General features: G+C 48.4%; 11 protein-coding genes. 3 read left to right on the top strand and 8 right to left on the bottom strand.

The window, feature by feature from the left end; all coding sequences use genetic code 11:
- Positions 1 to 109: 109 nt before the first annotated feature.
- The 4 genes from pth to AC4EVX_RS01535 form a co-directional block, all read right to left on the bottom strand.
- Entirely contained in the window at positions 110 to 688 is a 579-nt protein-coding gene (pth, locus tag AC4EVX_RS01550; protein WP_177978176.1) for an aminoacyl-tRNA hydrolase, read from the bottom strand.
- Between the two features lie 531 nt (positions 689 to 1,219).
- Positions 1,220 to 1,942 (bottom strand): ATP-binding cassette domain-containing protein, encoded by a 723-nt coding sequence (locus tag AC4EVX_RS01545; protein WP_177978175.1) that lies wholly within the window; start codon positions 1,940 to 1,942, stop codon positions 1,220 to 1,222.
- Entirely contained in the window at positions 1,926 to 2,594 is a 669-nt protein-coding gene (locus AC4EVX_RS01540) for an amino acid ABC transporter permease (protein ID WP_177978174.1), read from the bottom strand. Before AC4EVX_RS01540 ends, AC4EVX_RS01545 begins: the two co-directional genes overlap by 17 nt.
- A gap of 43 nt (positions 2,595 to 2,637) precedes the next feature.
- Positions 2,638 to 3,528, bottom strand: coding sequence for a transporter substrate-binding domain-containing protein (locus tag AC4EVX_RS01535; protein ID WP_308451856.1), 891 nt, complete (start codon positions 3,526 to 3,528; stop codon positions 2,638 to 2,640).
- A 387-nt stretch (positions 3,529 to 3,915) separates the two neighbouring features.
- On the opposite strand from AC4EVX_RS01535, the gene AC4EVX_RS01530 reads away from it, so the two are divergent.
- From AC4EVX_RS01530 to AC4EVX_RS01520, 3 genes are read left to right on the top strand one after another with little or no spacing between them, the layout of a single operon-like run.
- Positions 3,916 to 4,845: a polysaccharide deacetylase family protein gene (locus AC4EVX_RS01530; protein WP_177978172.1), complete on the top strand. Its 930-nt coding sequence runs from the start codon at positions 3,916 to 3,918 to the stop codon at positions 4,843 to 4,845.
- Positions 4,845 to 5,693: a polysaccharide deacetylase family protein gene (locus AC4EVX_RS01525; RefSeq protein WP_177978171.1), complete on the top strand. Its 849-nt coding sequence runs from the start codon at positions 4,845 to 4,847 to the stop codon at positions 5,691 to 5,693. The genes AC4EVX_RS01530 and AC4EVX_RS01525 overlap by 1 nt, the downstream gene beginning before the upstream one ends.
- Positions 5,686 to 7,125, top strand: a complete 1,440-nt coding sequence (locus tag AC4EVX_RS01520; protein WP_177978170.1) for an MATE family efflux transporter — start codon at positions 5,686 to 5,688, stop codon at positions 7,123 to 7,125. Before AC4EVX_RS01525 ends, AC4EVX_RS01520 begins: the two co-directional genes overlap by 8 nt.
- 219 nt (positions 7,126 to 7,344) lie before the next feature.
- On the opposite strand, the gene AC4EVX_RS01515 is transcribed toward AC4EVX_RS01520, so the two are convergent.
- The 4 genes from AC4EVX_RS01515 to AC4EVX_RS01500 form a co-directional block, all read right to left on the bottom strand.
- On the bottom strand, positions 7,345 to 8,724 hold the full coding sequence (locus tag AC4EVX_RS01515) for an MATE family efflux transporter (RefSeq protein WP_177978169.1): 1,380 nt from the start codon (positions 8,722 to 8,724) through the stop codon (positions 7,345 to 7,347).
- Between the two features lie 201 nt (positions 8,725 to 8,925).
- Complete coding sequence (spoVG, locus tag AC4EVX_RS01510; RefSeq protein WP_177978168.1) at positions 8,926 to 9,210, bottom strand: septation regulator SpoVG; 285 nt, start codon at positions 9,208 to 9,210, stop codon at positions 8,926 to 8,928.
- A gap of 90 nt (positions 9,211 to 9,300) precedes the next feature.
- Positions 9,301 to 10,422, bottom strand: a complete 1,122-nt coding sequence (gene glgD / locus AC4EVX_RS01505; RefSeq protein WP_177978167.1) for a glucose-1-phosphate adenylyltransferase subunit GlgD — start codon at positions 10,420 to 10,422, stop codon at positions 9,301 to 9,303.
- Positions 10,419 to 11,693, bottom strand: coding sequence for a glucose-1-phosphate adenylyltransferase (locus AC4EVX_RS01500; RefSeq protein ID WP_177978166.1), 1,275 nt, complete (start codon positions 11,691 to 11,693; stop codon positions 10,419 to 10,421). Before AC4EVX_RS01500 ends, glgD begins: the two co-directional genes overlap by 4 nt.
- Positions 11,694 to 11,957 lie beyond the last annotated feature (264 nt).

The following is an 11,957-nucleotide window of genomic DNA, read 5'->3' as shown; positions in this document are numbered from 1 at the left end:
CTTATGCACCGGCGTCTCACACGGGTTTGCTTAGACCTTCTCGCCTCTGTCGCTTCCATATTATACTGGATAATTCTACAGTGAATCTGAAAAATCCCTTTAAATACTTTTACTCTGCTTTTTTCTTCGCATTATAATGATTCATCGCACGATCAGCACCCTCTCGCAACATCATTTCTACTGCGTCTGATGCCTCCTTAAATGCTTCATTCATCACAGTCTGATCTTCAGCTGAAAAATGTCCCAGCACATAATCTGCAAGATCCATCTTCGGCGGTTTTGCACCAACTCCAACCTTGATTCTCGGGAATTCCTGAGTTCCAAGCTGGGCAATGATATTTTTGATTCCATTGTGACCGCCTGCGCTTCCCTTCAGACGGATTCTGAGCTGTCCCGGATTAAGGCTGATATCATCGTAAATCACAATCAGCTCTTCAGACGGATCAAGCTTGTAGTAGTCCATAACCTCACGGATACTTTCTCCGCTAAGATTCATGTATGTCTGCGGTTTTACAAGAATGACCTTCTCGCCCTCTATCATTCCCTTTCCACAAAGTGCTTTATGCTTCTTCTCACTCACATCAATGTTGTGGCGATCTGCCAGCACATCGATCACGGAAAAGCCTGCATTGTGTCTTGTCTTATCATATTCCCGTGTCGGGTTTCCAAGTCCTGCAATTATATACATTGTTCTTTCCTTTCTCACATTACACGTTCAAATAATTCTGTATACTCATATTTTGATTTTTTATCCAATTTCATAAAATAAGAATTTTGAGTCTTGCACCATTTTAGCAGTTGTAACGTGGGTTGTAAAGTCCCGCCTAACTCTCTCTCATCTTTAATTTTTTCCTATAACTTCTATCTAAATTTTTTTATAGTGCAAAAAAAGAAGCCTCGCAAGACTTCTTTTTCACATTTCTGTTTTTATGCGTTATGTTAATAGTTGGAATGAAATTCTTTAGAATCTTGAGAGTAACTAGCAGGGCTCTGAGGGCGGGAAAGATCCTGCAAACCCGTGTGAGACGTCGGTGTTTAGGTCGCGTATTCTGCGACCTTATGCACCGTTACGTCGAACCCGGAGTGCGAACGAGTTTGCAGGACTTTACCCGCCTGAGGAGCCCCACCCAATTTTCAAAATTCTCAAAGCCCTCAAAATTCATAAAAGAATTCGATTCCTATTAGTACCAAAATCAAAACTCCCAAGAGATAGCCTTGATTACAGCACCATATCCAGGAAATTCTGTGCTCTCTCGCTCTTCGGATGTGAGAAGAACTCTGCCGGATCGGCATCCTCGACAATCAGTCCATTATCGATGAAGCAAACTCTGTCAGATACCTCTCTCGCAAATCCCATCTCATGCGTGACAAGCGCCATCGTGATTCCGGTATGTGCGAGTCCCTTGATAACCTCAAGAACCTCTTTTACCATCTCCGGATCAAGTGCACTCGTCGGCTCATCGAACAACATGATCTCCGGTTCCATCGCAAGCGCTCTCGCAATTGCAATTCTCTGCTTCTGACCACCAGAGAGCTTGCCCGGATAAGACTGTGCCTTCTCCGTCAGCCCAACGAGTTTCAGCAATTCCATCGCCTTCTGCTCTGCCTGATCCTTGGAGAGTTTATTTACACGGATCGGGGCATACGTCATATTTTCCATGACAGTCATATGCGGGAACAGATTAAAATGCTGGAACACCATTCCGATGTTCTTTCGGATTCCCTGAATATCCGTCTTCGGTGCGGTAATATCCTTTCCTGTGATCAGCACCTGACCGCTTGTCGGACGCTCCAGAAGGTTCATACATCTCAGAATCGTGGATTTTCCGGAACCGGACGGTCCGATCAGGGTTACAACCTGTCCCTTCTCGATCTTTAAGTTGATTCCCTTTAATACTTCCAGAGAGCCAAAGCTCTTATGTACATCACGAAACTCGATCACTTCTGTTCACCCACCTCTCAAGACGGCTTGCAACCATCGATAAAATCATTACCAGAATATAATAAATCACAGCGATAACCAGATACGGCTCAAAGAAACGGAATGTGAGCACCGTGATCTGATCTGCTGCACGAAGCAGTTCCACCGCTCCGATATAAGAAAGAATCGAGGACTCCTTCAACAGAGAAATCGCCTCGTTCACCAAACTCGGCAGGATGTGCTTGACAGCCTGTGGAAGAATGATGTCCTTCATCATATCGCGATAGCCGACACCGAGGGACATTGCAGCCTCATACTGTCCCTTGTCTACACCATTGATTCCGCCTCGGAAAATCTCAGAGATATACGCTGCGGAATTCAGAGAGAACGTCAGAACACCGGACTGCATCGTCGTCAATGTCATTCCCGTCAACTGCGGAAGTCCAAAATGGACGATACACAGCTGAACGAGAAGCGGAGTTCCTCGGAAAATAGAAGTATAAAACGTTCCAAACCAGTTTAATGGTCTGCATTTGCTGATTTTAATCAACGACAGCAGAACACCAAGCACGAATCCAAGCACAGCCGAGATAGCCGTTATCTTTAAGGTTGTCAGCGCGCCATGGTAAAGAAACGGCCAATACTGCCAGACGCTACTAAAATCGAGCTTCATATAAATATTCCTACCTTTCCGGATTCATTAATCAAAAATCAAATTAGTCCAGAATGAACTGCTCGCTCAGATGATCTGCGATGATGGCATCAAGCTCACCATTCTCCATCATCTCTTTGAGCGTGTTGTTGAAGGTCTCATAGTACGGAGAATTCTTCGGGAAACCGATTGCAAAGCAGTCATCGGTCTTGTCAAGCAGGCTCATCTTCAGCTCTGCATTGTTCTTTAAGAACTCTGCTGCACCAGCACCATCAATGATGCAGGCATCTGCACGTTTGCTCTTTACTTCCTCGATACATGCCGGGCTTCCCTGAATACCTACTGCCTGAGCATCCGGAATGCTCTCAGCTACCTGCTGGTAGTTGGTTCCAAATGCATAAGCAACGGTCTTGCCCTGAAGGGAATCCAGGTTCGGATAATCATCCTCTGCGCGATATACGATTGCATTTCTCGGATAGAAGAAGATATCGGAGAAATCCAGAGTCTTCTCTCTCTCCTCAGTCGGAGCCATACCGCCACTGCAGAAATCAATCTGTCCAGCCTGAATTGCTGCCATCAGGCTCTTAAACGGCATATCAACGAACTCTACGGTTCCGCCATTCTTCTCAACAACATCCTTTACGATGTCGATGTTCATACCAACATAGGTCTTTGATCCGTCTGCTGCCATCTCGATAGACTCAAACGGTACGAAAGTTGCAGAACATCCAACCTTTACGGTCTTTCCGTTGAATGGGTTGTCAGCAGATACCTCTGCCTCACTGCTCTCTGCTTCCTCAGAACTGCTCTCAGCCTCTGCGGAAGTGCTCTCCTCACTACTGCTCTCTGCGACAGAAGCCTCTGCGGTGGTCTCCGCACTCTTACTGCTTCCACAACCGGTCAGCAGACCGATTGCCATCATTGCGCTTGCTGCCCAAATCAGACTTTTTCTCATTGTTTTTCTCCTCCTCATTTGTACCTATATGTATCAAAATACAAGATATCGCATAATTATAGCACTTTCATCCACAGGTTTCAACTGTCCATGTATGCAAATCCGAACAGAAATCATACAAAATCTAGTGAAAATGTCATTCGTAATTTGTTTTTCTCATTTTTTGTTTTTTCACGCAAAGGCGCTGGCAGTTGACATTGCGAAAAACCATGCTTATAATCGAGATGCATCCCAATTCCGAACAAATTCGGATCTCTTTTAATGGATGCAGTGGAATATGTCTTTATTTTCTATATTTATACATTTGTTTTATTTCTGACAAATTTGCAAAAAACGCAAACCTACCTAATGGAAACTAATGGAAACCTGAAAGGAGTATCATTACTTATGAGTTACATTGCAGATGGAAAAAGCAGTGGTCCTGCAATCACCTGGCCGAATGGTGCCCGGATTGCTGTCATGGTCACCTTCGATTACGATGCCGAATTTCTCCGCATCTCCCGCGCAAAGACAAAGGGAACGAAAATCGGATTCACAGACTTCTCCCGCGGACAGTATGGCCCGCACGAAGGACTTCGCCGATGCCTCGACATGCTCGACACGATGAACATCAAATCCACATTCTTCGTTCCGGGAATCGTCGCTGAGACTTACCGCGACACCGTTGAGGAGATTCACCGCCGGGGTCACGAGATCGCCTGCCACGGATATATGCACGAGTCCGATCCGAATCTCTCCCGTGAGGAGATGTGCGAGATTCTTGACCGAAGTGAGGCAATTCTTGCTGAGATCACCGGAAGAAAACCGGTCGGTCACCGCGGACCGGAGAGCGTGATCCATCCGTTTACCCCACAGCTTCTTGCTGAGCGCGGATACCTTTACAGCTCCTCAATGAAAGACTGTGACTGGGCTTATCTCTGGGAGCAGGATGACAAGACGCTTCCTCTCGTCGAGCTTCCAAACGACATCACGATGGACGATTTTACCTATTATTATTTCACGTTCAGTGATCCCGCTGTCCGCTGTATGTATCCGAACCGCGAGGTATTCGGAAACTGGAAACAGGAATTTGACGGACTTGCACTCGAAGGTAACAAGATTTTCATCCTGAAACTTCACCCTCAGATGATCGGTCGCGCAAGTCGAATCGGAATGGTCGGCGAACTGATTTCCTACATGAAGGCACACGGCGCATGGATTGCAACCTGCGAGGAAGTTGCCCGCTATGTCCTGGAACAGAATCAGAACGGAAATCAGACTCAAAATCTGTCGACAAACTTAAACAATCGGACAGAAGAAAACGGAGGAATTCAGTGATGAACGCAGAGACAATCAAATGGCCGGATAACAAACGAATTGCCGTCATGATGGCATTCGATCTCGATGCAGAAACGATGTGGACAACACACGGAGACGGAAGCACCGCACACATGACAAACCTTTCCCGCGGGGCATACGGTCCGAAACAGGGAGTTCCGCGCATCCTCGACATGCTCGACGTCCATCAGGTAAAGGCAACCTTCTTCATCCCGGGTGTCATCGCAGAGAAATATCCACTCGTCGTGAAAGAAATCGCAAGACGCGGACACGACATCGGTTTCCACGGCTATCTCCACGAGGAATCCACTGCAACGACTTACGAGCAGGAAGACGCAACAATGCATCGCAGTGAAAAGATCATCTATGATCTGACCGGTCAGAAAATCGCCGGTCATCGCGCACCCGGTGGAGTCATCCACGATTACAGCCTGCGCCTCTTCCTTGAGCACGGCTATATTTACAGCAGTAACTGGCGTGACAGCGACGGTCCGTTTCTCCACCAGATCGACGGAAAGACCGTCCCGCTCGTCGAACTTCCAAAAGACTCGATCTTCGACGACACCGCCTATGATTTCTACACCGATGCCGCCCCGGAACGCTACGGACTCAAGTCCCCGGATGAGATGTACGAGATCTGGAAAGATGAGTTTGACACCCTTGCCGTCGAGGGACGCATGATCAACTTCGTTCTCCACCCTCAGTTTGTCGGACGCGCAAGCCGTGTTCAGATGCTCAGCCGGCTGATCGGCTACATGAAATCTCACGGCGCATGGCTCGACACAAACCGTGCCGTTGCCTCCTGGGTTTTAAAACAGAACGGTTTTTCGGTGCCGGATCATGAGTAACGCAAGCACCCAAACAAGAGCACAGTCAAAGGAATCACAGACCCCAGACATTCTGTCCGACTCCGCCCAGCGCCACCTGACGCGCACGATTCTGATGCTCGCATGGCCCGCGATCCTCGAACAGTTTCTGATCTGTATGGCTTCCCTCGCAGATACCGCAATGGTCGGCTCGATCGGCGCATCTGCGACTGCGGCCGTTGCCGTCAACATCTCGAGCATCTGGCTGATCAACGGATTTATCACTGCGCTCAGCGTGGGATTCTCCTATTTGATTTCCCACACCGTCGGCGCTGGAGATCCCGTCCACGCCCGGCGCATCACAGCTCAGGCTCTCCTCTGTTCTGCGGTTCTCGGAATCACCCTGTCTCTGGCAGTGGAACTGATCTGTCACCCGCTCCCAATCTGGCTCGGCGCAGATCCCGAGGTCATCCCTCAGGCTCAGCGCTACATGCAGATCATCGGCTTTGGGCTGACTGCACAGGCGATGTGCGTGACGATCTCCGCAGTCTTCCGTTCCGCCGGAAACACACGGATTCCATTGACCGCCAACCTGACGGCAAACGTCGCCAACATCATCGGAAACTTTTTCCTGATCTATCCGACACGGACAATCACGATTGGAGGAACTTCGTTTTCGATCTGGGGAGCAGGTCTCGGTGTCGCCGGTGCCGGAACTTCGACCGCACTCTCCCAGTGTCTGCTCCTGCTGATCCTTCTCGCCTTTCTGACATTTGGAAAGACACCGATTCAGCTCAATCTTCTTCACGCAGACTTTCGCGTAGAACGGCAGACCCTCGCCCAGCTCTGGCAGATCAGCGTGCCCGTACTCCTTGAGCGCCTGACTCTGACTTCTGGACAGATCGCCCTGACCGCGATGATCTCGGGACTTGGTACAATCTCCCTCGCCGCCCATTATCTGACGAACCAGACAGAGGGAATTCTCTACCTGCCCGCCTACGGTTTTGCCTACACCGCAACCGCACTTGTCGGGCAGGCACTCGGCGCACATCGAACAGACCTCGCAGACCGCTTTGCCGTCCGGATCAGCTGGATTGGCTCGATCGTCATCGTTCTCGCCTGCGTTCCTGTCGCCCTGTTCTCCGGTCCGATCATCCACCTGTTCAGCCCGGACCCTGATGTCGTCGCACTCGGAACGCGCACCCTCTTTGTCGCAGCCACGACGGAGATCTTTTTCAGTTTCACCGTGATCGCCGGCGGAATCTTCCGCGCTTCCGGTGATGTCCGCTTCGCTCTCCTCGTGAGCATCATCGGCATGTGGGGACTGCGCATCGGTCTCGTCTGGTTTGCAATCCACCCGCTCGGACTCGGTGTCGTCGGTGTCTGGCTTGCAATCGCAGTCGACTGCCTGATCCGCATGATCCTGTGTATCTGGAGAATCAAAAGCAAAAAATGGAGAAGAAACCAGAACTGACTCTGGTTTCTTCTCCATTTTTATCATCTATTATATAAAAGATTCTATCCATAATCTTTTCACTGATCCAGTAAGACTTCGAGGACGGGAAAGATCTTGCAAACCCGTGTGAGACGTCGGTGTTTAGGTCGCGTCCTTTGCGACCTTATGCACCGCTACGTCGAACCCGGAGTGCGAACGAGTTTGCAGGATTTTTTCCGTCTGAGAAGCCTCATTTCACTATTTCTTTTCCTTATTCAGCATCCTTCTCAACCGCCCAATACAGTGATAAAACGCCGGAATCAGGAAACAGTCCGCGCAAACCCACGCAAGCGGGGATGCAAAGCAGACTGCAATGTATCCAAACTTCGGAATGCCGACAAATCCGATCATCGAACGCGCAAACATCTCACAGACACCCGCAAGAATCGCAAATGCCGAATATCCCATACCCTGAATACAGAACCGCCACACATTGACAAACACAAGTGCAATATAGAACAGCGAGTTGAAGATCAAGAAGAGGTGTGCCTGATGAATCACGAGCGTCTGGTCCGCATCCACGAACAACAGCGGGATATATCCGCCAAAGAAGAACAGCACCGCAAATGCGACAACCGCATAAATGCTACCGAGAATCGTCGCCGCCTTCACACCACTGATGATTCGATCAATTTTCCCGGCACCGACGTTCTGTCCCGCATACGTCGCCATTGTTCCTCCGAGTGCATCAAACACACAGCAGAAGAACATGCTGACTTTCTGACCTGCAGTGACAGACGCAACTGCGACAGAACCAAGCGTGTTGACTGCGGTCTGCAAGATAACAGATCCGATCGCGGTGATCGAGTACTGAAGTCCCATCGGGATTCCCATGTTGCACAGATTCAGACACATCCGTCCGTCAAACTCCATCTCACCCTTCTGAAAGTGAAGAATTGTGAATTTCTTCTTCATATAAAGTACGCAGAGAATGCCGGAAAGTCCCTGAGAGATAACGGTCGCACATGCCGGTCCTGCAACTCCCATTCCAAGAAAATTAATCGAGATGTAGTCGAGCACGATGTTGACGAGAGACGACAAAATCAGGAAATAGACTGGCGTCTTCGAATCACCGAGCGCCCGGATGATGCTCGCCGTCAGGTTGTAGAGGTAAGTCACCGGAATTCCGAGGAAGATGATGAAAATATAGTTATATGCGCCCTGAATGATGTTCTCCGGGGTCCGCATCCACACAAGGATCTTCCACGTCAGTGCTCCGATCACAGCCGTCATCACAACAGAGAATCCAATCGTCAGCCAGATCGTGTTTGCCACATATTTTCTCATGTTCCGGTAATTCTGCGCACCGAACTGCTGGGCAACCGGAATCGCAAATCCTGCCGTCACACCGATCACAAAACCGTTGACCATGAAATTGACTGCACCAGTCGATCCTACTGAGGCAAGCGCATCAACGCCGAGAAATTTCCCCACAATGATTGTATCGACCATGCTGTAAAACTGCTGAAACAGCGTTCCCATCAGCATCGGCACCGCAAATGCCAGAATCAGGCTCAACGGGTTTCCGCTCGTCATATCCCTGACAGGAGACATGTCTTTTTTCTGCGTTTTTTCCATAAATAAAATCCTTTCCCTAATACGAATACAGGTTTCCATCTTTTAGATAAACGGGACTCATTATAGCACAAGCAAATTTCCTCTGCAAGATAAAAATGAGAAGATCCCCCGCCAATGCAGGAGATCTTCTCACAGTCACATATCAATCTATTTTTCTTTCAAGATGCATACTTTCTTTGTGTGATTCCCAGGCTTAAATTTTTATGCGTAAGTCTCGTCTTCCTGACTTTCCAAAGCAGTCATCTCATACTTTGTCAAAATGGCTTTCTGAATCGTATCACGGGTCTCCGAATTGATCGGATGTGCAATATCCCGGTACTCTCCGTCTGCTGCCTTGCGACTAGGCATTGCTATAAACAGACCTTTCTCTCCTTCAATTACCTTAATATCATGAATGACGAACTCATTGTCCAGCGTGATAGAGACAATGGCCTTCATCTTGCCCTCTTTTTCGATTCTTCTCACTCTAACATCCGTTATCTGCATATCGCAAAGCCCCTTCCATGTCGTACATGTGTCCCCCACACTACGCTCTCTCTTGTATTTTTCAGCATTCAGGCTGCTGCCTAGCCTGTCCTATAACGTATATCTCTCGTTCTTTTCCACTACAATCTTGATATCATCCGGCGTACCGATGTAAGTCGTATTCGCACGGATTGTATCCCGGCTTTCGACGATGCAGTTTTCAATGACGGTGTTGTCTCCGATATAGACGTCATTCAAAATGATGGAATTGCGGATCACACAGTTGTTGCCCACATAGGCTTTCTTGAACAGAACCGAATTTTCTACGGTTCCGTTGATGATACATCCACTGGAAATCAGACTGTTCTTCACGGATGCTCCCGGATTGTATTTTGCCGGCGGAAGATCATCTACCTTGGAGTAAATGTCCGGATACTCGCGGAAGAAGTAACGACGTACATCCGGCTTCAGGAAATCCATGTTTGTCTGATAATAAGAATCCACGGAAGCGATGTTGCTCCAGTAGCTGTTCAGTCTGTACGCATAAATGCGCTTGAGGTTCTTGTAACGAACCAGAATGTCTCTCACGAAGTCCACTCTGTCCTCCGCTGCACAGCGCTCAATCAGCTCAATCAGCTGACGACGACGGATGACATAAATACCACAGGAAACGGTGTTGGAGGTTGCAACCATCGGCTTCTCCTCGAACTCGGTGATACGACCGTCATCGTTCGTCTTCACGAGACCATAACGGGTCACATCCATATCCTCCGGCATGTCTTTGCAGACAACGGTGATATCTGCCTTCTTCTCGATGTGATACTCGAGAACCTTGCCGTAGTCGAGCTTGTACACACAATCACCGGAAGCGATGACTACATATGGCTCATGGCTGTTCTTTAAGAAAGAAAGGTTCTGATACAGGGCATCTGCGGTGCCACGGTACCAGTCGCTGTTCTCTGCGGTGATCGTAGGAGTGAAAACAAAGAGACCTCCCTGCTTTCTTCCGAAATCCCACCATTTTGAAGAGCTCAAATGCTCATTGAGGGAGCGGGAGTTATACTGAGTGAATACTGCCACGCTCTGAATATGGGAATTGCTCATGTTGCTGAGCGCAAAATCGATGCTTCGGTAGCTTCCTGCAACCGGCATTGCGGAGATCGCCCGTTTGTTGGACAGTTCTCTCATTCTCTTGCTGTTTCCGCCTGCTAATACAATACCAATCGCTCTCATCGTACGCCACCTGCCTTTATAATGTAGTCTCCGCTTGCCAGCTGTCCATCCGGATAATCTTCTTTCTCCGTCTTTCCGGATATGGCGGTATTCTTACCAACCTTCACATGATCCGGGATCACACTGTGTTCCCCGACGGTCACGAGATCAAACTGGTAAACCTTCGGATCATACTTGCTCGGTGCATACTCGCCGACACCCAGTTCTGCGCCCTCGCCGACCTCAGTATCCTCCGCGAGGATTGCCTTGTTGACATTCGCTCCAGCCTTCACCACACTGTCTCGCATCACGATGGAATCCCGAACGACTGCGCCCGGCTCAATCGTGACACCTGCACCGATTACGGAATTGTAAACAGAGCCGTGAATCTCTGTTCCCTCTCCGATGATGCTTCTCTCAATGATTGCATCCGGTGCTACATACTGAGGAGGAATGATATCACTCTTCGTGTAGATCTTCCAGTACTCCTCATACAGGTTGAATTCCGGAATGATGTCGATCAACTCCATATTTGCCTCCCAGTAAGAACCGAGAGTACCGACATCCTTCCAGTATCCATTGTACTCATAAGCGAAGATTCTCTCACCCTTATCGAAGCAGTAAGGAATCACATGTTTTCCAAAATCACAGCCAGGTACATCAGCCAGGCTGAGCAGAGCCTCCTTCAATGCCGGCCAACTGAATATGTAAATACCCATACTTGCAAGATTGCTTCTCGGATTTGCAGGTTTCTCCTCGAACTCTGTAATCCGGTTGTTGTCATCAGTAATAACAATACCGAAACGGCTTGCCTCCTCAATCGGAACCGGCATCGCTGCAATCGTCACATCCGCATTGTTTGCCTTGTGATACTCCAGCATTACCTCGTAATCCATCTTGTAGATATGGTCACCGGAAAGAATCAGAACATAGTCCGGATTGTAGGATTCCATATACTCCAGGTTCTGGAAAATTGCATTTGCAGTTCCGGTATACCAATCGCTTCCCTTACTGCGCTCATATGGCGGCAAAATGGTTACACCACCTACATTGCGGTCCAGATCCCACGGAATACCAATTCCGATATGTGCATTCAGCCTCAATGGCTGATACTGCGTCAAAACTCCAACCGTGTCAACTCCGGAGTTGATACAGTTGCTGAGTGGGAAATCAATGATCCGATATTTACCTCCAAATGAAACCGCCGGCTTTGCTACCTTCTGTGTCAGCACGCCAAGACGGCTTCCCTGTCCTCCCGCCAAAAGCATGGCGATCATCTCTTTCTTAATCACGCTATCACCTCGCTGTGTATTTTCTTGGTGATTTTTATTATACCACACATCTCTCAAATAGTGAACAAATATTGAAATTAATTTGTGAGTTTTTTGTGCATTTTCCGACATTTTTCGGGTTCAAAACTTTTTTGTCTATATATAGTGTTTTTTCTTATATTAACCACAAGACCTGAGTCCTTCCGATTTCATTTTTTAAGTGCTTATTCCGCCTCTGAATATTTTCATTTTTCGGAATTCCACCCACAAAAACATGGCTTTTCC

Source organism: Brotaphodocola sp., from assembly GCF_983179755.1.
This window is presented reverse-complemented; position numbering and strand designations above follow the sequence as displayed.